This window comes from Tamlana crocina, from assembly GCF_012037625.1.
Genome location: NZ_JAAVJS010000015.1, coordinates 46,671 through 68,818, shown reverse-complemented (window position 1 = coordinate 68,818; position 22,148 = coordinate 46,671). Strand labels below are relative to the sequence as shown.

The 22,148-nt window shown below is 37.8% G+C and carries 20 protein-coding genes; 16 read left to right on the top strand and 4 right to left on the bottom strand.

Annotated elements, in window-relative coordinates:
• Positions 1 to 14: 14 nt before the first annotated feature.
• Together HC176_RS11490 and HC176_RS11485 are read left to right on the top strand one after the other, a co-directional pair.
• Positions 15 to 2,213 (top strand): PepSY domain-containing protein, encoded by a 2,199-nt coding sequence (locus tag HC176_RS11490; RefSeq protein ID WP_167918432.1) that lies wholly within the window; start codon positions 15 to 17, stop codon positions 2,211 to 2,213.
• Positions 2,214 to 2,252: 39 nt separating this feature from the next.
• Positions 2,253 to 2,600, top strand: a complete 348-nt coding sequence (locus HC176_RS11485; protein ID WP_167918430.1) for a DUF6686 family protein — start codon at positions 2,253 to 2,255, stop codon at positions 2,598 to 2,600.
• On the opposite strand, the gene HC176_RS11480 is transcribed toward HC176_RS11485, so the two are convergent.
• Positions 2,592 to 3,119, bottom strand: coding sequence for a CvpA family protein (locus tag HC176_RS11480; protein WP_167918428.1), 528 nt, complete (start codon positions 3,117 to 3,119; stop codon positions 2,592 to 2,594). The two genes, HC176_RS11485 and HC176_RS11480, sit on opposite strands and share 9 nt — an antisense overlap.
• Before the next feature lie 130 nt (positions 3,120 to 3,249).
• Between HC176_RS11480 and HC176_RS11475 the strand changes: the two genes are divergently transcribed.
• The 8 genes from HC176_RS11475 to HC176_RS11440 all read left to right on the top strand — a co-directional run bounded on the left by HC176_RS11475 (position 3,250) and on the right by HC176_RS11440 (position 12,127).
• Positions 3,250 to 3,606 (top strand): hypothetical protein, encoded by a 357-nt coding sequence (locus HC176_RS11475; RefSeq protein ID WP_167918426.1) that lies wholly within the window; start codon positions 3,250 to 3,252, stop codon positions 3,604 to 3,606.
• Positions 3,607 to 3,713: 107 nt separating this feature from the next.
• Complete coding sequence (gene pheS, locus HC176_RS11470; RefSeq protein WP_167918424.1) at positions 3,714 to 4,733, top strand: phenylalanine--tRNA ligase subunit alpha; 1,020 nt, start codon at positions 3,714 to 3,716, stop codon at positions 4,731 to 4,733.
• Positions 4,734 to 4,868: 135 nt separating this feature from the next.
• Positions 4,869 to 5,369, top strand: a complete 501-nt coding sequence (locus HC176_RS11465) for a GbsR/MarR family transcriptional regulator (protein WP_167918422.1) — start codon at positions 4,869 to 4,871, stop codon at positions 5,367 to 5,369.
• A gap of 4 nt (positions 5,370 to 5,373) precedes the next feature.
• The gene (locus HC176_RS11460; RefSeq protein WP_167918420.1) at positions 5,374 to 6,513 is read left to right on the top strand and encodes an efflux RND transporter periplasmic adaptor subunit; all 1,140 of its coding nucleotides are present in this window, start codon (positions 5,374 to 5,376) and stop codon (positions 6,511 to 6,513) included.
• A 27-nt stretch (positions 6,514 to 6,540) separates the two neighbouring features.
• Complete coding sequence (locus tag HC176_RS11455; RefSeq protein WP_167918418.1) at positions 6,541 to 9,678, top strand: efflux RND transporter permease subunit; 3,138 nt, start codon at positions 6,541 to 6,543, stop codon at positions 9,676 to 9,678.
• A 4-nt stretch (positions 9,679 to 9,682) separates the two neighbouring features.
• Entirely contained in the window at positions 9,683 to 11,092 is a 1,410-nt protein-coding gene (locus tag HC176_RS11450; protein WP_167918416.1) for an efflux transporter outer membrane subunit, read from the top strand.
• A gap of 31 nt (positions 11,093 to 11,123) precedes the next feature.
• Positions 11,124 to 11,714 carry a TetR/AcrR family transcriptional regulator gene (locus tag HC176_RS11445; RefSeq protein WP_167918415.1) on the top strand — a complete coding sequence of 197 codons (591 nt, stop codon included), beginning with the start codon at positions 11,124 to 11,126 and terminating at the stop codon, positions 11,712 to 11,714.
• Between the two features lie 17 nt (positions 11,715 to 11,731).
• Positions 11,732 to 12,127 carry a hypothetical protein gene (locus tag HC176_RS11440; RefSeq protein WP_167918414.1) on the top strand — a complete coding sequence of 132 codons (396 nt, stop codon included), beginning with the start codon at positions 11,732 to 11,734 and terminating at the stop codon, positions 12,125 to 12,127.
• A 12-nt stretch (positions 12,128 to 12,139) separates the two neighbouring features.
• Here HC176_RS11440 and HC176_RS11435 read toward each other — a convergent pair whose 3' ends face one another.
• Both HC176_RS11435 and HC176_RS11430 read right to left on the bottom strand, forming a co-directional pair.
• Complete coding sequence (locus HC176_RS11435; protein ID WP_167918413.1) at positions 12,140 to 13,138, bottom strand: T9SS type A sorting domain-containing protein; 999 nt, start codon at positions 13,136 to 13,138, stop codon at positions 12,140 to 12,142.
• A gap of 102 nt (positions 13,139 to 13,240) precedes the next feature.
• Positions 13,241 to 14,065 carry a universal stress protein gene (locus HC176_RS11430; protein WP_167918412.1) on the bottom strand — a complete coding sequence of 275 codons (825 nt, stop codon included), beginning with the start codon at positions 14,063 to 14,065 and terminating at the stop codon, positions 13,241 to 13,243.
• 160 nt (positions 14,066 to 14,225) lie between these two features.
• On the opposite strand from HC176_RS11430, the gene rimP reads away from it, so the two are divergent.
• From rimP to HC176_RS11405, 5 genes are all read left to right on the top strand, one after another.
• A complete protein-coding gene (rimP, locus tag HC176_RS11425; RefSeq protein ID WP_167918411.1) occupies positions 14,226 to 14,687 on the top strand; it encodes a ribosome assembly cofactor RimP in 462 nt (153 codons plus the stop codon).
• A 12-nt stretch (positions 14,688 to 14,699) separates the two neighbouring features.
• A complete protein-coding gene (gene nusA, locus HC176_RS11420; RefSeq protein WP_167918410.1) occupies positions 14,700 to 15,932 on the top strand; it encodes a transcription termination factor NusA in 1,233 nt (410 codons plus the stop codon).
• A 79-nt stretch (positions 15,933 to 16,011) separates the two neighbouring features.
• Positions 16,012 to 18,777: a translation initiation factor IF-2 gene (gene infB / locus HC176_RS11415; protein ID WP_167918409.1), complete on the top strand. Its 2,766-nt coding sequence runs from the start codon at positions 16,012 to 16,014 to the stop codon at positions 18,775 to 18,777.
• A 100-nt stretch (positions 18,778 to 18,877) separates the two neighbouring features.
• A complete protein-coding gene (locus tag HC176_RS11410; RefSeq protein WP_342448689.1) occupies positions 18,878 to 19,462 on the top strand; it encodes a phage tail protein in 585 nt (194 codons plus the stop codon).
• Positions 19,463 to 19,469: 7 nt separating this feature from the next.
• A complete protein-coding gene (locus HC176_RS11405; protein ID WP_167918407.1) occupies positions 19,470 to 20,156 on the top strand; it encodes a T9SS type A sorting domain-containing protein in 687 nt (228 codons plus the stop codon).
• 72 nt (positions 20,157 to 20,228) lie between these two features.
• On the opposite strand, the gene HC176_RS11400 is transcribed toward HC176_RS11405, so the two are convergent.
• Positions 20,229 to 20,603 (bottom strand): SPOR domain-containing protein, encoded by a 375-nt coding sequence (locus tag HC176_RS11400; RefSeq protein ID WP_245234882.1) that lies wholly within the window; start codon positions 20,601 to 20,603, stop codon positions 20,229 to 20,231.
• A 228-nt stretch (positions 20,604 to 20,831) separates the two neighbouring features.
• Here HC176_RS11400 and HC176_RS11395 point away from each other — a divergent pair, with 228 nt between their 5' ends.
• The gene (locus HC176_RS11395) at positions 20,832 to 22,130 is read left to right on the top strand and encodes a c-type cytochrome (RefSeq protein WP_167918472.1); all 1,299 of its coding nucleotides are present in this window, start codon (positions 20,832 to 20,834) and stop codon (positions 22,128 to 22,130) included.
• Positions 22,131 to 22,148: the final 18 nt, after the last annotated feature.

Sequence of the window (22,148 nt, the reverse complement as noted above, 5' to 3'; positions counted from 1 at the left end):
TCGAGTTAGTTTTTATGTCTATTTCAATTTGGAGGTACAGTCATCTAGCGTTGGCTGTATCTTCTTTTATTTTCATTTTTTTGGCGTCGGTAACGGGCATTATTTTGGCCTTTCAACCCATTTCGGAACAATTGCAGCCTTTTGAAGTTGCCGATTTGGATGAGGTAACTGTTGCTGAAACCATTTCTGCTTTTCAAGAAATGTATCCTGAAATTATAGACATAAAAGTGGATGCCAACCATTTTGTTCTAGCATCCGTTATTACCGAAGAGGGCGATAATTTAGAAGGTTACTTCAACCCAAACACAGCCGAATATTTAGGGGAGGAACTAAAGCCTTCACCATTTTTTCAATGGGTAACCAACTTTCATCGGTCGTTGTTTTTAAAGAGTGTGGGGCGTTTTTTTGTCGGGCTGTGTTCGTTCCTCTTGTTTTTAATTGCCGTTTCCGGAACGGTGCTGATTGTAAAGCGGCAACGTTCATTTAAAAAATTTTTTTCAAGAATAGTCAATGACGATTTTAATCAATACTGGCATGTGGTTTTGGGGCGTTTGTCTTTAATCCCCATCATTATCATCACTACTACGGGTGTGTATTTATCATTCGATAAATTTGATTTGCTGCCCGAATCGCAAGCAAAACACCAAGTAAATTTCGAATCGCTTTCTGAAACTCCAAAACAGGAGATTTCAGATTTTAATGTTTTCAGAAATACCTCGCTTTCAGAAATTCAATCCATTGAATTTCCCTTTTCACCCGATGTTGAAGATTATTTCACCTTAAAATTGAATAACAAAGAAATGCTGGTTAATCAGTTTACGGGAGAAGTTTTGAGCGACATCAATATTTCAGAATTCAGTGTTTTTACGGCATTAAGTCTCAACTTGCATACGGGTAAAGGCAGCATATTGTGGTCGGTAATTTTGGCTATTGCCACGGTGAACATTCTGTTTTTTATCTACTCTGGTTTTGCGATGACTTTTAAACGCCGAGCCTCCCGATTAAAAAACAAATTCAAAAAGGATGAAGCCGAGTTTGTAATTTTAGTGGGTTCTGAAAACGGAAGCACCGTTGCTTATGCCAATGCCTTACACAAACAATTGTTGGCTTCGGGAAAAACATCGTACATCACCGAGCTTAATCATTATTCGACCTTTAAAACAGCGAAACAAATTGTAGCTATAACGGCGACTTATGGGCAGGGCGAGGCGCCTACCAATGCCAATAAATTTTTAAAATTAACCGAAGAAATTGAGCAGGAGCAGCCGTTTTCATTTTCGGTGGTTGGGTTTGGTTCGTTGGCCTATCCCGATTTTTGCAAGTTTGCAGAAGATGCAAATCAAGCCTTTTTAAAACTGAAGAATGCTACACAACTCACCGAATTGCACACCATAAACGACAAATCATTTGAGGCATTCGATGCGTGGGTAAAAAATTGGAACAGTAAATTAAACTTGTCCTTAACCATTCCGGAAGATAAACTCACAGCAAAGCCCAAAAACCTGAAACGTTTCGTGGTAGTTGAAAAGGAGTTGGCCCAAGTGAGTGCCGACAATACGTTTTCGGTAACCCTGAAACCCAAGTGGCCCAAAACCATCAAGTCGGGCGATTTATTGGCCATTTACCCAAAAAACGACCATCGGGAGCGCTTGTATTCCATTGGGCGAATCAACGGGCATGTGCATTTAAGCATTAAGCTGCACGAATGCGGTTTGGGCTCGGGCTATTTAAACGACTTATCCGAACGCCAAACCTTTAAAGCCCGCATTGTTAAAAATCCAGCGTTTCATTTTCCGAAGAAAGTCAGTCGAGCCATTTTAATAGCCAACGGAACGGGCATTGCGCCATTTTTGGGGATGATTGATGAAAACAAAAATCAGGTAGAAACCCATTTATACTGGGGCATCCGAAGGAAATCATCGTCAGAAACCATCATAGCCGGTTTGCAAAAGGATTTAGAACGAAACCGATTGAATACACTAAACTTGGCTTGTTCGCAGGAAGGCCAAAAACAATATGTGCAGGACACCATAAAAACTGACGCGGCATTAATAACTAAAACCTTAAGCGAAAACGGTGTGATTATGGTTTGCGGGTCGTTGGCCATGCAAAATAGTGTGTTTGCTGTTTTAAAAAGCATTTGTGCCGAACATTCCTTAAAACCGTTTGAGTTTTATAGAGAAAATCAACAGATAAAAACCGATTGTTACTAGCCAAATTTTATGCTGTAACCATCGAAAAAATAATAAATCATGTGCCAAAGCATAAAAACAATATCAAAAGGGAAAAATGGCGAGTTGTCGTTGTGCGTCAATTGTAAAATTTATCATTTGGAATTCAACAATTTGTATTTTGAATTTGATTACAGGCAATATATCCAGTTTAAAGAATATCTAAAAACCATCGACGCCCAATTTTGGGAGTGCAAATATGCCAAATCGACCTTCAAACGAAAAATACCGATACCTTCGGTTCAGCCGAATTTGGTATTGTTGTTCAATAGGCAGGAAATAGAAGAATTAAAAGATTTATTTTTTAGGCGGAAAGGCAAAAGCCTGTTGAATGTTGACGATATTGATTACCAGTTTGTTTTAAACTGATTGGAGTACGTTGCTGTCCGTTTCGTCAGAATCTTCATCATTGTTCAAAACATTCGGAAAAATACTCGGCACCAGCGATTTTACAGGGCTGTAAAGCAAGGAGTCTTCCAAATCCTCTTCGTTGGCAAAAGGCAGCGTGTTGTTTAGTCGGTCGAATACAATCAAAACCACACTTAAAACCAGGGCTATTTTCAATGCGCCAAAAATTCCGCCCAAAACTTTATTGATAATGCCCAATGCGGCAAAATCAGCCAATTTGGTCAATGCTTTGCCGGCCAACGATATAGCCAAAATAATAATGATAAACGTTATGGCAAATGCCGAATATTTAATAGTGTTGTCGGTCCAATCGGTTTTGTCTTGTAAAAAACTGGCAACAAAATCACTAAAATGAATGGCGCCATAAACTCCGGCAACTAGCGCAATAATAGAGGCCACTTCTACAAAAAGGCCTTTCATGAAACCACGTACTAGTCCAAATAAAATTAAAGCCCCTAAAACAATATCTATTACGCCCATAATTCAGAATTTTGTCAAATATAATTAAATAACCATGTTAAATTCGCTCCTTTTTAAGGAGAGATGTGGCGAAGTGACCGAGAGGTTTGTTAACTTTGAACTTTTTAAACCTGAAACTAGAAACTAATTTATGGCTAGGGACGAGCAATTAAAAGAACGGTGGGATTTGGTGGTGGAAAAATTATCGGCGCAATTTGCCGATGGCGACACGATGGACCTCGATGCCATTATTTACCTTATCGGAGTGCAGGAACTGGGGCAGCTGCACCGCAGTTTTAAAAAAGACCAAAAGCTAGATTTAATGCATATCGCCATTTGTAAACTTTTGGCGCCTTATGGCTACTACGAACTCGATTTTGTCGATGATGAAGGTTGGCCGCATTATAAAACACTGGAAACCTTACCGCATTTAAAAGCAGGGGAACAATCGGTGTTGATGAAAGAAGCTATTGTGAATTATTTTGTGGAAACGGAGTATATCGAATAATTACAGGTCATTGCGAGGCTATCGAAGCAATCTCTTGATTTAAAGATGACATCGTCTTGTGCGTAATGACTATATTTTACTAAATTTGCCATCCTTTTTAAGATGTTATGATAGAAAAGATTAAAGAACTTATTGACGAAGCCGAAACGTTTCAAGCCCAATCTAAAGAAGAGGTTGAAGCCTTTAGAATAAAATATTTGGGGTCAAAAGGTTTGTTGAAACAGTATTTTGCCGAGTTTAAAAATGTGGCGAACGACCAAAAAAAGGAATTCGGACAAACCATTAATAAGCTGAAAAAAACGGCTGAGGATAAAGTCAACGCCTTAAAGGGGGAGCTGGAAAGTAAAGAAGAGGTAAAAGGCGTTTATGGCGATTTATCCCGTCCGGGCGAATCTGTTCAGATTGGTGCTCGTCATCCTATTTCTATCGTAAAAAATCAAATTATCGATATTTTTTCGCGCATTGGATTTAACGTAAGTGAGGGGCCGGAGATTGAAGATGATTGGCACAATTTCACAGCTTTAAACTTACCTGAATATCACCCAGCAAGAGATATGCAGGATACGTTTTTTATCCAAACCAATCCTGACATTTTATTGCGTACACACACCAGTTCGGTGCAGGTACGTTATATGGAAAATAACAAACCGCCTATCCGAACCATTTCTCCGGGCAGGGTGTATCGTAACGAGGCCATTTCGGCGCGTTCGCACTGCTTTTTCCATCAGGTGGAAGGCTTGTACATTGATAAGGACGTGAGTTTTGCCGATTTAAAACAAACGCTTCAGCACTTTACTACCGAAATGTTCGGAAAAAGTAAAATACGTTTGCGCCCAAGTTACTTTCCGTTTACCGAGCCAAGTGCCGAGGTAGATGTGTATTGGGGATTGGAAACCGAAATTGATTACCGAATTACTAAAGGTACCGGTTGGTTGGAAATTATGGGCTGCGGAATGGTAGACCCTAATGTTTTGGACAACTGCGGTATCGATTCTAAAGAATACTCTGGTTTCGCTTTCGGAATGGGAATAGACCGCATTGCCATGCTTTTACATCAAATAGGTGATATCCGTTTATTGAGCGAAAACGATGTGCGTTTCTTAGAGCAGTTTAAGTCTGCGTTATAAAATAAGCATCTATAAAATACTATTTGAAGCCGATGGAAACATCGGCTTTTTTTATTTAACAACAAATTAACTTCGTTTAGTTCGGTTTGTTCCGAACCTGATGTATTTTTGCAGCATAATTTTTTAAAATAATTTATGACGAAAGATATATGTAGCAAAAAAATGGCACTGGTTGAAAAACTTGGTGTGCATTTAGAAGGTAGAGAAAACCTAGCGCCTGTTGCTGCGCGCATTATGGCGTACGTGATTTTAACTGGTAAGCGCGGTACTACGTTTGATGAAATGGTTACTGTACTTCAAGCTAGTAAAAGCACAATTTCTACGCATTTAAACCACTTACAAGATTTAAAGAAATTAGAATACTTCACCAAAACTGGTGACCGTAAAAAGTATTTCATCATTAATAAAGATTCTGTTTTACATCATATTAATGAAATGATAAAAGAATGGGAAGAAGTTGCGGCACTTCATAAAGAAATGAAAGCTTACAAAGAAGCTATTAACGAGCATATTACAGATGAAGAAGAAAAATTCGATTTAACCTTTCATAACGATTATTTACGATTTGTAGAAGATGCTTCGGCTTCAATAGAAAATTTAAAAGAAAACCTAATTAAAAATAAATTCAACCTTTAAAATAATGACAACAAATAAATTTATTTCAATATTAACCATAGCTAGTGTGTTTCTAGTCGTGGTTAGCTGTGGTAATAAAGACAATGCGCAAGCAGCTGCAGCGCAACAACAGCAAGCCTTACCATTTCCGGTAACGCAAATTCAAACCCAAACGGTAGAAGGTTTTAACGAATATCCTGTAAATATTGAAGGTATTGTAAACAGTGATGTGCGTGCAAAAACTTCAGGATACATTCAAAAAGTATTGGTGGACGAAGGTGCTAGAGTACGCAAAGGTCAGCCTCTTTTTAGGTTAGAAACGCAATCGCTAAGTCAAGATGCCGAAGCGGCAAAAGCACAAGTTAATGTGGCTCAAGTTGAGGTTGATAAGTTAAAACCTTTAGTAGAAAAAAATATTATTAGTCCTGTACAATTAGAAACTGCAAAAGCCAATTTAGCACAAGCCAAAGCAGCTTACAGTAGTATTGCTGCCAATATTGGTTATGCAACGGTAAAAAGTCCGGTTGATGGTTACGTAGGTTCTATTAATTTTAGAGAAGGTGCTTTAGTAAGCGCTGCCGATCCAACACCATTAACTACGGTTAGCGATATTAGTCAAGTATATGCGTTTTTCACTTTAAACGAAGCGCAATACATAGACCATTTAAAACGAATGAAGGGTAAAACCAAAGCAGAGCGTATTAAAAATTCGCCAGATGTAAGTTTAGTATTAGCAAATGGCGATATATATTCTGAAAAAGGTCGTATTCAAACCAGTACTGGTCAAATTAGCGAAACAACTGGTACCATAAAAGTAAGAGCAGCTTTTGATAATCCAAACGAGCTGTTAACTAACGGAAACAGCGGTAAAATACGTATTCCTTCAACTTACGCAAATGCAGTAGTTGTACCACAATCGTCAACCTTTGAACAGCAAGGTAAAGTAATGATTTACACCTTGGGCGAAGACAATAAAGTAAGCAGTAAAATTATTGAAGTTGAAGCGAAAGTAGATAATCTTTACGTGGTAAAATCAGGTATAGATGCTAATACTAAAATTGTAGCATCTGGTGTTTCAAAATTACGTGATGGTATGCCAATTGCGCCACAAGAAATTCCGTTTACCGAAGCCACTAAAAAAGTAGCTACTTTATTTAAAAACTAAATTATTCCTTAAACATATTTATTAGTTATGTTAAAAACATTTATTGAAAGACCAGTGCTTTCAACAGTAATCTCTATTATCATAGTTATACTAGGTGTTATCAGTATAACATCTTTACCTATAGAGGAATATCCAGATATTGCGCCGCCAACTATTAAGGTTACGGCTAACTATACAGGTGCAAATGCAGAGACTGTTTTAGAGAGTGTAATTGTACCAATTGAAGAGCAAATTAATGGTGTAGAAGGTATGACGTACATTACATCTACAGCATCAAATAATGGTACTGCCGAAATTACCGTGTATTTCGACCAAACTATGGATGCCGATATTGCTGCGGTAAACGTACAAAACCGTGTAGCACGTGCAAATCCGTTGTTACCTTCAGAAGTTATTCAAACGGGTATTGTAACGCAAAAGCAAGAAACCAGTGCATTAATGTTTATTGCTATGTATTCTGATAGCGAAGATTATGATGCTACTTTTATTCAGAATTACTTAAAAATAAACGTAATTCCTGCAATGCAGCGTATTAAAGGTGTTGGTGATGTATCGGTGTTTTCACAACAAGATTACGCTATGCGTGTTTGGTTAAAACCTGAAAAATTAGCAGCTTACAATTTAATACCATCAGATATTACAGCTGCTTTAAACGAACAGAATTTAGAAGCTGCAGCTGGTTCTTTAGGTGAAAATAATGGTGAATCATTCTCTTATATTTTAAAGTATAGCGGACGATTTAAAGAAGAAGGGCAATATGCAGACATCGTAATTAAAGCTTTAGGAAATGGTGAATATTTACGATTGAAAGATGTCGCAGATATTGAGTTAGATGCACAATCCTATTCGTCTAACGCTACAAGTTTAGGACATCCAGCGGTATTTATGGGAATTTTCCAAACCAAAGGATCTAACGCTGCCGAAATTATAGAAAACATAAAAACCACTTTAGACGATGTAGAACAAGGTTTACCTGAAGGTTTAAACTTCTTTGTGCCTTACGATACAAGTTTATTCTTAAGCGCATCTATAGACAAGGTAATTAGTACGCTTTTAGAAGCCTTTTTACTAGTGTTTTTAGTGGTGTTTATCTTTTTGCAAGATTTCCGTTCTACATTAATTCCTGCAATTGCAGTACCGGTTTCTATTATTGGTACCTTCTTTTTCTTGAATGTTTTTGGATATTCTATAAACCTATTAACATTATTCGCATTAGTATTAGCAATTGGTATTGTGGTAGATGATGCTATTGTTGTGGTAGAAGCCGTACACGCCAAAATGGATAGTGGTGAGAAAAAACCGAAGAGCGCCACTCTTAAAGCCATGAACGAAATTTCTGGAGCTATTATCTCAATTACATTGGTAATGTCTGCTGTATTTATTCCAGTAACCTTCATAACAGGTCCAACAGGTGTATTTTACGAGCAGTTTGGTGTTACTTTAATTATTGCCATTTTAATCTCGGCAGTAAACGCCTTAACGTTAAGTCCGGCATTATGTGCATTGTTATTAAAAGAACATAAAGACGATGAAGAATTAAAAGGAAAAAATGCACTTCAAAAATTCTACACGTTATTTAACAGAGGATTTGACGCAACTGTAAATAAATACGGAAAGTCACTACAGTTTTTATATAAAAACAAGTTTGTATCAGTGATGCTATTAATCATTGCTGGTGTAGGTATTTACTGGGCTGCAACAACAACACCAACAGGATTTGTGCCAAATGAAGATAGAGGAATTATTTTTGCTAACATAGAATTACCTGCAGGTGCATCATTAGACCGTACCGATGCAGTAACTAAAGAATTATATGCAAAAATTAAAGACATTGATGGTGTTACAGATGCTAGTTTTGTTAAAGGACGAAGCTTAATTAGTGGTGCTGGTAGTAACTTTGGTATTGGTTTCGTGAAGTTAGACGATTGGTCTGAAAGAGAATCAGAAGCCTTATCTGCACAAGCCATCACCGGAAAATTATTTGGTATTGCGGCTACTATTCCAGAAGCAAAAATTATTTTCTTCTCGCCACCAAGTATTCGTGGTTTTGGTAACTCTGCTGGTTTTGAGGTGAATTTATTAGACAAGTTCGGTGGTGAGTTTACCGATTTAGATAAAGCTAATAAAGAGTTTGCAGCAGCCTTAATGAGTCATCCAGAAATTCAATATGCGCAATCGGCATTCAACACTAATTATCCACAGTACGAAATGGAAGTTAATGTGCCTTTAGCTAAAGAAAAAGGTGTGGCTATTAACAGCATTTTCGGGACGCTTCAAGGTTATATAGGTGGAATTTACGCTTCAGATTTTAGCCGATTTGGTAAACAGTATCGTGTATACATTCAGTCGTTACCAGAAGACAGAGCAGATGAAAATGACCTAAACAGTATGTATGTTAGAACAAGTTCTGGTGAAATGACGCCAATTACACAGTTTGTAACTTTAAAACGTGTGTATGGTCCGCAATCGGTAACTCGTTTCAACCTATTTAATTCAACAAATATAACAGGTGCAACTAACCCTGGATTTAGTACAGGTGATGCTATTAGAGTGATTGAAGAAGAAGTGGCAAAACTGCCAAGTAATTACACCGTTGCATATTCTGGTTTAACACGAGAAGAGGTAAATGCAGGTAACCAAACCACGTTTATTTTCATCTTAAGTATTCTGTTTGTGTATTTCTTATTAAGTGCGCAGTACGAGAGTTATATCTTACCATTTTCGGTGTTATTATCGCTACCATTTGGTGTGTTTGGTGCGTATATAAGTACGAAATTCTTCGGATTAGAAAACAATATTTACTTCCAAATTGCACTGATAATGCTGGTTGGTCTGTTGGCTAAAAACGCCATACTTATTGTTGAGTTTGCATTGCAAAGACGCAAACAAGGCGAAAGTATAGTAGATGCAGCTATCCATGGTGCCAAAGCACGTTTACGACCAATTTTAATGACATCATTCGCCTTTATACTTGGGTTAATGCCGCTTGTATTAGCCAAAGGTGTTGGTGCCGAAGGAAATAATTCTATTGGTACAGGTGCAGCTGGTGGTATGTTAATAGGAACCATTTTAGGTGTATTTGTTATCCCAATTTTATTCATCTTTTTCCAATGGTTACAAGAAAAAGTATCGCGTAAACCAGAAGTAGAAACAATTGAAGCTTAAAAAAATGAAATCAACTATAAATAAAAATTTTAGTAAAGGCGCATTAGTTTTAATGCTGGCGCTAACACTGCAAAGTTGTTTTGTGGCGAAGGATTACACACGTCCTGAATTAGAAGAAACAGAACATTTGTACAGAACCGATAACTTACCACAAGACAGTATATCGTTAGCCAATGTATCGTGGAAAGATATGTTTAAAGACCAATATTTAACGCAATATATTGAAGAAGGTCTTCAAAACAATCTAGATATTCGTGTGGCTATTCAGCAAATTGCTATCGCCAATGCGTATATGAAACAAGGTAAAGCAGGTTATTTACCAACGTTAACTGGTACAGCCCAAGCAACACACCAAGAACTGTCTGAAAACAGTCAGTTTGGTGGTTTTTTCTCGTCTGTAGATCAATATGAATTATCAGGAAGTTTATCTTGGGAAGCCGATATTTGGGGTAAAATAAGAAGTAATAAACGCGCAGGTGAAGCTAGTTATTTACAAACTGTGGCAGCACATAAAGCGGTAAAAACCGAATTAATTTCGGCAATAGCATCAACCTATTATCAGTTATTAGCGTTAGACGAACAATTAGAAATTACTGAAAGAACTATTGCCACCAGAGACAGTAGTGTTTACACTATTAAGGCATTAAAAGATGCCGGAAGCGTAACACAAGTTGCGGTAGACCAATACATAGCGCAGTTTAACAATGCCAAAGCCTTAAAAGTAGATTTACAAGCAGCTATTTTTAGAACCGAAAACACGTTAAATTTCTTATTAGGAAGACCTGCTGAACCAATTAAACGAAGCAAGTTAACCGAGCAACAGTTAGATGAAAAGATTACACTTGGTGTGCCAGCAACTTTGTTGAGAAACAGACCAGATGTGATTGCTTCAGAGTATAATTTAATCAATGCTTTCGAGCTAACCAATGTGGCAAAAAGTAACTTTTACCCATCGTTAACCTTAACGGCAAGTGGCGGATTTCAAAGTTTAGAATTAGATAAGTTATTTAATGCTAATTCATTATTTGCAACAGTTATTGGTGGTTTAACACAGCCAATTTTTAATCAGCGTAAAATAAAAACACAACACGAAGTAGCCAAAGCACAGCAAGAACAAGCGCTTTTAAATTTTAAGAAAACTTTGTTAACAGCAGGTAACGAAGTGTCTAACGCACTTTATGTTTACAATGCTGAAACCGAAAAATTCGAATACCGTAAAAATGAAGTTGAAGCACTACGTCAAGCCGAAGCAAACTCAGAAGAATTATTACAAAACGGTTTAGCTAATTATCTTGATTTATTAACCGCAAGAGAAAGTGCGCTTAATGCCGAGTTAAACGTAATTGATAACAAATTACAACAATTACTAAGCGTCGTTACATTATACGAAGCACTTGGTGGCGGTTGGAAATAGATTTTTTTTTTAATGTTAGGTTAGTTTGTTTATGATTGGCAAAGAACACATTATTGCGTTCGCAGCCGAGAAATTTACCCAATTCGGCAGCAAGCGGTTCACTATGGATGAGCTCGCTGCCCTATTGGGGATTTCTAAAAAAACCATTTACCAGTATTTTTCCAGTAAAGAAGATTTGGTGGTGGCCAGTATTCAATATTTAATTAACGAATACAACGAAACACTAGAGCATTTAATAAAATCCGAGAAAGACCCAATCACTAGTATTATTTTAATGTACGAAAAGGCTTTTGAGCGCCTAAAGTACTTTAAACCTTCCTTTATTTTCGGACTAAGAAAATACTATCCGTTAGCCAATAAAGTGTTTGATGATTTTCGGAATAATTTTGTAAAAGAGCGGATTTACAGCCTTTTGAAAGTGGCAAAAGAAAAAGATATTTTATTGGAAGGGGTGAATTTAGATTTGTTTTGCGATCTGTACTTTAAACGGTTTGAAGAAGTCGCTTTTATACGTAATAACTTGTTCGATGTGTATTCTAACACAGATTTGCTAAACCATTTTATTGTTTTCAGTTTACGGGGCATTACCAAACCCAATTATTCGAATCCTTATTTTGAATAGTTTTCTATTTTTGCAGCATGAAGAAAGATATTGATATTCCAAAAGTTGAAGGCGTTTACGTAGCCGTAGTAAACGAGTACAACGATATTTATAAGACCCAAGATTGGAACGCTTACATCATTAACGATAAAAATGTAGATTTAGAGGTGGTGTTGATTGTAACCAACGGTTATGCTGGCGATAAAATTACGTCTACCTTTCGGAAAAAACTCGATAAACTTTCCGCAAAAAGCTATGCTAAAATCGAATTGATGCAGGAAGAACTCTTTGCTTTAAACAATCAATTTAAAGTATCGTTTTTTGAGGGCAACCAAATGTTCGATAAAACCTATCTGTTTAGAAAAAATACCATCAACGAAAAGGCGTTGCAACCCATTCCTTTGATGGAAGTAAAAGGGGTTTTGGTGAAGTAAATTATTTGTGCATTATTTAACCACAAGCCTGTCTGTATAAAGTTCAGAATCTTTCTGATATTTAATTATGTAAACTCCGGGACGAAAATTTGTAACGTCAATTCTGTTTATTCCATTTTCAACATCAAGTTTTTTTATTAGAGAGCCTTTAGTGTCGTAAATAGATGCGGATAAAGAGTTGAAAGAGTTATTTTTAATTATAGTATAGCTATTGGCTGGATTAGGGAATATAGATAATTGGTATTCTTTAGAATTAACTTTATTTATATCTAAAACTAAATCTGTTTCACTTAAATAATATGCATAAGATGAAACTAAAGAACCATTATTGTAAACTTCAGATGTAGAAGCTAAGTAGTTTTTATTCAAGGTGTCAAACCAGGTGTATGAAATGGTTGTTGTTTCTGGTAATGGAATCCCCATATATGTGTCTATGCTTGAAATTACTGTTTTAATTCTGAGTACATCGTCTATTGTTGTATAGGGTAAAATTAAATTACCATAACCGTCAGCTGTTATTTCTATAGTTCCGGTTCTATTGAAAGTCTGTTCGGTAGAAATGTTTTCAACAGTTCCTGAGAAAGTTTCATTAAACACATCATTATATGTCATAGGAAACTTAAGGTGTTCTTGTTTATCAGAATAAATGGCTCTAACGCTTCCAGGAATATAATAGCCTTCATTTGAAATTTCAGAACTGGAAACCGACATGTATGCTTCAGTACCAGAATTTGACGAAAATAAAACTAAATCAGCAGAAGAAAAATTAGATGGTTCAGAAGCATTTGAGGGGCTAATACAATTGGTGGTGTCTATATTTCCTGTGGCACTAGAAAAATCCCAGGTTTGATTTGCTCCGCTTTGACTTACATCAAATGTATAATTTGAAACCAAAATATAATTATATGTGTCTCCAATTTCAACGGTGTTATTAGTGTTGGTTAAGGTTATTTGGGCATTCAGGTATGTTGAAATCAAGCTAGTAAGGAGGAAAAAGTATTTTTTTTGCATGAGGTTTTAATTAAGTTTTCAAAAGTTAAAGATGAATAAATTTATCTAGCTTTTTGTTAACTTATTAAAAACTTTTTGGAAATATTTAAACAATTATGCTCCCTAAATCTTAAAAGTAATCACTGGGCGTTTGGCGTGGTTTACTAAATCTTCGCTGATGCTGCCATTAAAAAAATGCGAAAGTCCTTGGCGGCCGTGGGTACTCATGCCAATGATATCGGCGTTTATAGATTCGGCAAAATTCATGATGCCCTTTTCAATGCTTAAATCGTTGTAAATGTTTAAAGTGTGGGGTTTGTTGGTTATAAGCCTTTCGTAGGGCTCCATACGTTTGTTAGCCTCTTGGGTGGTTATGAACATGTTGGGGGTGTTCACCATAAGCAAGTGTAGTTTGGCTCCGAACATATCGGAAAAATCTATGGCTTTTTTAAAGGCGGCTTTGCTTTCATCTTCAAAATCTGAAGCAAAAACAAAATGCCCAATATTAAAAACAGGGTGTTCCTTTTTTACCACCAAAACCGGTGTTTCTGAAGTTCTAACTACTTTTTCGGTATTGCTTCCTATCAGCATTTCACGCAGACCGCTAACACCGTTAGAGCCCATTACAATCAAATCGATGTCGTGTTTTTTACACACATGGAAAATCCCTTTAAAAATTTCTTGAAAATCTACGGTTTCGTGCACGGTTATCCCTTGCAAAAAATCTTTCTTCATTAGGGTTTCAAACTTTTTGTGGGCCAGTTTCATAAAAAACATGGCTTCGGGTAAAGCGCTTTGGGTGCCCAAAGGGTCTACTTCCTGCAGCGGGATTTCAAGCATGTGGAGCAGATAAATTTCGCAGTTATGCTTTTTTGCAATTTGTGCCGCAACCTTTAGGGCGTTTTCGGCTTGATCAGAAAAATCGGTGGGGACAAGTAATTTTTTCATCAGTTCAAGATGTGTTTAGTTAGTGTTCTATTGCGTCGGCGGTATTTAAATTTATGAAATATTCCTTTAAAAATCAATAAAATATTATATATTTGCACCATTGAAAGACGAAATTAAAGATTATGAGGGGACGAAAAGTCCCCTCTTTTTATACTAAAAAATGTTTAAAACCAAGGTTACAGAATTACTCGATGCCGCGTTGACGGAACGTCAGGATTTATTTTTGATAGATTTAAGCATTTCGCCAAGCAATCACGTTAAAGTAATTATTGATGGCGATAATGGGGTTTTGGTTGACGACTGTATTTTTGTAAGTCGTGCCATAGAGCATAATTTAGACCGTGAGGAGGAAGATTTTTCGCTGGAAGTGATGTCGGCAGGAGCAGCCTCTCCATTGGTGCACCAGCGCCAGTATAAAAAAAATGTAAGCCGTACGCTAAAAGTAAAAACCAGCTCTGAAACTATTGAAGGGGTGCTTACCGAAGCGAACGATAAAAGCATAAAGCTAGAATGGAAGGTTAGAGAGCCCAAGCCTGTTGGCAAAGGCAAAACAACCGTAAAAAAGGAAGCCAATATTCCTTATGAAGATATTGTTGAAGCAAAAGTTATGATTAAATTTTAATTTAAAAGAGATATGGAAAATGTCGCGTTAATTGAATCTTTTTCAGAATTCAAAGACGATAAGCTAATTGACAGAGTAACGTTAATGGCTATTTTGGAAGAAGTATTTAGAAGTGCCCTTAAGAAGAAATTTGGAGATGATGATAATTTTGATATTATTGTTAACCCAGATAAAGGGGATTTAGAAATATGGAGGAATAGGGTTGTAGTTGCCGACGGAGAGGTGGAAGACGAAAACCAAGAAATATCTCTTTCTGAAGCGCGAAAAATTGAGCCCGATTTTGAAGTTGGCGAAGATGTATCTGAAGAAGTGAAATTAGTCGATTTAGGAAGACGTGCCATTTTAGCGTTGCGCCAAAACCTAATTTCGAAAATTCACGAGCATGACAATACCATTATCTACAAACAATTTAAAGATTTAGTGGGTGAAATTTATACAGCCGAAGTGCACCACATCCGTCATAGAGCTGTGATTTTGTTGGACGATGAAGGCAACGAAATCGTGCTTCCAAAAGACAAGCAAATCCCGTCTGATTTCTTTAGAAAAGGCGATAACGTTCGCGGTGTGATTGATAGTGTGGAATTAAAAGGTGCCAAACCAACCATAATCATGTCGAGAAGCTCGCCCGTATTTTTGGAAAAACTGTTCGAGCAGGAAATTCCAGAGGTGTTTGATGGCTTGATTACTATAAAAAATGTAGTGAGAATTCCAGGTGAAAAAGCAAAAGTAGCCGTAGATTCTTATGACGATAGAATTGATCCAGTAGGTGCCTGTGTAGGTATGAAAGGATCAAGAATTCATGGCATTGTACGCGAGTTGGGTAACGAAAACATCGATGTAATTAACTATACCAACAACTTACAGTTGTTCATTACACGTGCCTTGAGCCCAGCAAGAGTAACTTCAATAAAAATTGATGAAGAAGCGAAGCGTGCCGAGGTAATTTTAAAACCAGAAGAGGTAAGTAAAGCCATTGGTAGAGGCGGTCACAACATCCGTTTGGCCGGTCAATTAACAGGTTACGAAATCGATGTGTTTAGAGAAGGTGCTGAAGAAGATGTAGAATTAAGAGAGTTCTCTGATGAAATTGAAGGATGGATCATCGAAGAATTCAGCAAAGCTGGAATGGATACGGCAAAAAGCGTATTGGAGCAAGATGTTGATGATTTGGTGAAAAGAACCGATTTGGAAGAGGAAACCATCAACGAAGTTATCAGAATTCTTAGGGAAGAATTTGAAGAATAATAAAAATAGTGCAGATTTGCACAACTTTGTGCCATTATAAAGGCATAATATATATATTTGAGTATTTTAAAGGCAATTTATGGCTGAAACAATTAGATTAAATAAAGTATTACGCGAACTGAACATTTCACTTGATCGGGCCGTTGAATTTTTAGATTCAAAAGGTATCGAGATAGAGAAGCGTCCAACGACCAAAATTTCTGAGGAAACCTATAACATACTTTCCGATGAATTTGAGACCGACGCTAATAAGAAAATGAAGTCGCAAAAAGTAAGTGAGGCTAAGCAAAAGGAAAAGGAAGATTTGCGTATTAAGCGCGAACAAGAATTGGAGGCCAAGCAAAAAGAAGAAGAAGCCAAAGAAAAAGCCAAACAGGAAGAAGTTGTAAAGGCAGCCAAAACACTATCAGGCCCTAAAACGGTTGGCAAGATTGATCTTGAGCCTAAAAAGGCCGAAGAAAAGCCTGCCGCTCCTAAAGAAGAAGCTAAACCTGCTGAAAAGCCAGTGGAAGCCAAAAAAGAGGAACCAAAAGAAGTTAAGCCTAAAACAGAAGAAAAACTTGTTGCTCCTGCCGCAAAAGAAGAAAAAAAGGAGGAGAAAAAAGCCGATGAACCTGCTAAAGAGCAACCTAAAAAGGTTTTGATTGATGGTGAATTGGTGGTTCCTCAAGAAAAGGTAAAAACCCAATACCAAAAACTTACCGGCCCTAAAATTGCTGGCGATAAAATTGATCTATCGCAATTTAACAAGCCTAAGAAAAAGAAAGAGGATAAAAAATCCGATTCAAAACCAGGTGATGCCAGTGCAGGAAAAAGAAAGCGCAGAAGAATCAGTAAAGTTGGTGGCCCTCAAGATAACAAGGGAGGTAACAGAGGCGGTAACGATCGCTTTAATAAAGGCAAAGGCCAAGGGCGTAGAAACATTGTAAAGGAAGAGCCTAGCGAAGAAGATGTAAAAAAACAAGTGCGCGAAACACTTGAAAAACTTCAAGGGAAGTCTAGTAAAGGTAAGGGTGCTAAGTATAGAAGAGATAAGCGTGATCAGCACAGAGAACAATCTGAGCTAGATCAACAAATGGAAGCTGCGGAAAGCAAAATCCTAAAAGTAACCGAGTTTGTTACGGCAAGCGAGGTGGCAACTATGATGGACGTTGGTGTAACACAGGTTATTTCGGCTTGTATGTCATTAGGAATGATGGTGACGATGAACCAGCGTTTGGATGCTGAAACCTTATCGATCGTTGCCGAAGAATTCGGATACAAGGTTGAATTTGTAACGGCTGATATTGAGGAATCGATTGAAGAGGTAGAGGATCAGCCAGAAGATTTACAGCCACGCGCGCCAATTGTTACGGTAATGGGTCATGTAGATCACGGTAAAACATCGCTTCTGGATTATATACGTGAAGAAAATGTAATTGCTGGCGAGTCTGGTGGAATTACCCAGCATATTGGAGCTTATGGCGTAACCTTAGAGGGCGGACAAAAAATTGCCTTTTTAGATACACCAGGTCACGAAGCGTTTACGGCGATGCGTGCCCGTGGTGCGCAGGTAACCGATATTGCTATTATTGTTGCTGCAGCTGATGATGATATCATGCCACAAACCAAAGAGGCCATCGCACACGCTCAGGCTGCCGGTGTTCCTATTGTTTTTGCTATCAACAAAATTGATAAACCTAATGCAAACCCTGATAAGATTAAGGAAGGCTTAGCCAATATGAATCTTCTAGTTGAAGATTGGGGCGGTAAAATACAATCGCACGATATTTCGGCCAAATTTGGTACTGGTGTTAATGAGCTTTTGGAAAAAGTATTGCTAGAAGCTGAATTGTTGGAATTAAAAGCCAACCCTAACAAAGCTGCTCAAGGTACAGTAGTGGAGGCCTTTTTAGATAAAGGTCGCGGATACGTTTCAACGGTTTTAGTGCAGGCAGGTACACTAAGGGTTGGAGATTATGTGTTAGCAGGGCAGCATAGCGGAAAAGTAAAAGCGATGCAGGATGAACGAGGCCAAGATATAGAAGCCGCTGGGCCATCAACTCCAGTGTCAATCCTTGGTTTGGATGGTGCGCCTCAAGCAGGTGATAAATTCAATGTATTTGAAGATGAGCGTGAAGCCAAACAAATTGCAGCCAAACGTGCGCAATTGCAACGTGAGCAGTCTGTAAGAACGCAACGCCATATTACACTTGATGAAATTGGTCGTCGTATTGCATTGGGCGATTTCCAAGAACTGAACATTATCCTTAAAGGTGATGTGGATGGTTCTGTGGAGGCGTTAACCGATTCGTTCCAAAAGCTTTCTACTGAAGAAATCCACGTTAATATCATCCATAAAGGCGTAGGTGCCATTACAGAAAGTGATGTGTTATTGGCAACGGCTTCCGATGCGATTATTATCGGATTTAATGTGCGACCTGTTGGTAACGCAAGATCCATTGCAGATAAAGAAGAAATCGATATTAGAACATACTCGATCATCTACGATGCCATCAACGATCTTAAAGATGCTATGGAAGGCATGTTGTCTCCAGAGCTTAAAGAAGAAGTTACGGGTACCGCAGAAATCAGGGAAACGTTCAAAGTGTCTAAAATTGGTACGATTGCAGGTTGTATGGTAACCAATGGAAAAATACTAAGAAACTCAGGAGTACGTTTAATACGTGACGGTGTTGTGGTACATACTGGTGAATTGGCTTCGTTGAAACGATTTAAGGACGATGTGAAGGAAGTTTCCAAAGGATACGATTGCGGTATGCAAATTAAAAACTTCAACGATGTTAAGGAAGGCGATATTATTGAAGCGTTCCATGAAGTTGAGGTTAAAAAGAAGCTGAAGTAATAAATAGAATTTAAACAATGCGTTTAAAAGCACTTATCAATTGATAAGTGCTTTTTTTTTGCCTATCTTTAAAGGAGCTATTAATTTTAAATCTATCATTATGAAAAAAAGAATTACAATCGGGTTCTTTCTCCTTTGCTTTGTTTTTAGTTTCCAATTGAACGCTCAAGAGGGTTTTATTGGTGAAATACGCATGTTTGCTGGAAATTTTGCGCCAAGAAGTTGGGCCTTATGCGACGGGCAATTATTGGCCATAAGTCAGTATCAAGCTTTGTTCTCCATTTTAGGAACTACCTATGGCGGCGATGGCCGAACCACTTTTGCCCTTCCCGATTTGCGGGGTCGTGTGGCTATCCATCCGGGTAGTGGTCCCGGGCTTAGTACTTACCGCCAAGGGAGTAAAGGCGGTACGGAAACAAATACGCTAACGGTTTCGCAAATGCCACCGCACTCCCATACTGTAAATGCTGTAGTAGAGGATGGTAACCAATCCGTGCCAACCGGAAATTTACCAGCGGGTACAAAGGCATTAGATAAAGAATATTCAGATGCAGCAGCCAACACAACAATGAACAGCACTATGATTGGAAACTCCGGAGGTGGTCAGCCCGTAAATAATATTCAGCCTTACGGTACTGTAAATTACATTATTTGCCTTCAAGGCATTTTTCCATCTCGAAACTAGTTTGGTTATGAAAACAAATATTCAAACCCTTTTAATTGTGATGTGCTGTTACAGTGTTTTTGGCCAAATTACCTTTAATGGCTGCCATGATTTGTTCGAAAATCAAGACTATATTTTCAGTTACGTTGAAACTGATGCTACGGGCAGAAATGTTTACACCACGATTCCTGTTGATGGTGAACAATCCTGCGGAGGCATTGGTACATGTGAATTTAAAATTAAGTGGAATGATGTCGACAGCGTTTGGGAGTTTACTGCCGACGATGGCAATGGTGATTTTGTCTCACCTTACGTTATTTATACCAATACAATTGCTTCTAGTCCCAATCCGCCAAGTTTGGTGTTGGGCACTTGGATTGAAAACAGTTCGATTACAGATAGTGGTTGTGGAGGAAATTTGAGTCCTTCGAATGCTGTTTTAACCGGCGATGTTCAGGATGAAGAACTTTCGATGGCAGATAGCGCTGTTGCATACATGGTACGTGTTTATCCTATGCCCGCCAAACATTCCATTCAAATAAAAACCACGGTGAATATTGATTCACTTGTTCTTTTTGATGTATTTGGAAAAGCTGTAGTCCGTCAATTTTCAGCAATTGATAATGTAGATGTTTCTGGCTTAAAATCGGGAGTGTATTTTTTAAAAATTGAAACTCGCCAGGGCAACGTTTTAAAGAAGATAACAGTAAAGTAAGCTTTAATAGAAAAGGGCGTCAAGTATAGCATTTACTTGACGCCCAATATAAACTGTTTGTTTCGCTTTTGTTTATTTTTTGGGTTTAAAGATAAAAGCTATAGGGAACTTCTTTTTTATTTGTTGCAACGCTCTATCAGCCTCCAATCGTGTTCTAAAATTGCCGACCCAAATTTTAAAATTTGGTGGTTCGTAAACATCGGTTGAATACCATTCGGAAAACGATTCTTTAAATTCACTTTGTGCCTTTTGGGCTCCCGAGCGGTTTCCGGAGTAGATTTGGATTTTATATCGATCTGAATCATTGTCGTTTTTGTTCATTTCCTTCATCAGATTCATCAAAACATCTATTTTTGGATCTCGATTTATTTCGGTTTTTCCTTGTTGGGAAAAGCCAAAAGTGATGCCCAATGCAAAAACGAGAATGCTTAAAATGCTAGTTTTCAAATTCAATGGTTTCATTTTTAAATATTTTTCACAAATGTATATGATATTAACTAAAATGCGTGCTTTTTTATTATTTAGAATTGCTCTAAATTACCAATTAACACTTCTGTAACATTTCTAAAATGGACTTTTAATATTACTTTTGCGACAGATTTTTTTAACTGTATTTTTTCTATTTCGTAAATGAAAAAATCATACCAAAGTTTAGAAGTTAACATAACCAACAATATGGAAAAGGTGATTCACCGTAAATTGAGCGCAAACATTCTTCGTTTAGGCTTAATGGTTTTACTAGCGTTTACAACCTCTCTTTCGGCTCAAGATGGAGATCCAGCAAAAGGAAAAGCTTTGTTTAATGCCAATTGTGCAGCTTGTCATAAATTAGATAAAAAAATGACCGGGCCTGCATTGCGTAATGTTGAAGCGCGTTTATCCGATGAGCAAGGTTTGGATAGGGATTGGATTCATGCTTGGATAAGAAACAGTTCGGCAGTTATCAAATCTGGCGATGCTTACGCTAACAAAATTTATGATGAGTACGGTGGGGCGGCTATGACCGCGTTCCCGCAATTATCAGACGAAGATATCAACAATATTTTAGCTTACACAGCTGAAGAGAAAGCGGCTCCTGCCGAGGGTGCTGCCGGTGCAGGTGCTGTGGCGACTCAAGCGCCAGCTGCTTCGGGAGGTATTTCAAACGAAATTATTCTAGGGGCTTTGGCTATTTTGTTTATCCTTTTGGCTGCTGGGCTATACTTGGTGAACAAAACGTTGCGTCGTTTTGCTGAAGCTCAAAATATAGAGTTGCCAGAAGAAACAAAAAGAACACCGCTTTGGAAAGCTTTCGTTCAAAATCAATTCTTGATGATTGTAGTGGCGATTTTCTTCTTGCTTTCAAGTGCTTATTTTGTGTATGGCTACTTATCTCAAATAGGTGTTGATCAAGGGTATCAACCAGTGCAGCCTATTCACTTTTCACATAAAATCCACGCAGGCGACAACGGTATCGATTGTAAATACTGTCACTCTTCTGCTAGAGTAAGTAAAACTTCAGGTATTCCTTCGTTGAATGTTTGTATGAACTGTCATAAGTCTATTTATGAGTACACAGGTGAAACGTCTCCTGAGTATTCAAAAGAATTTTATGATGGAGAAATCCAAAAGCTATATGCTGCTGCTGGATGGAGCGATGCCGACCAAAAATACACTGGTGAATCCCAACCTGTAAAATGGGTTAGAATTCATAACTTACCAGACTTCGCCTATTTTAACCACTCGCAACACGTTACCGTTGCAGGTGTTGAGTGCCAAACTTGTCATGGTCCTGTAGAGGAAATGGAAATTATGTACCAACACGCGCCACTTACCATGGGATGGTGTATTAACTGTCACAGGGAAACCAATGTGGCTGTAAAAGACAATGCTTACTATGAAAAAATCCACGAGGAGCTTTCTAAAAAGTATGGTGTTGAGGAGTTAACTGCGGCTCAAATGGGTGGTTTGGAATGTGGTAAGTGCCACTATTAATAATTAATAAGAAGTAAT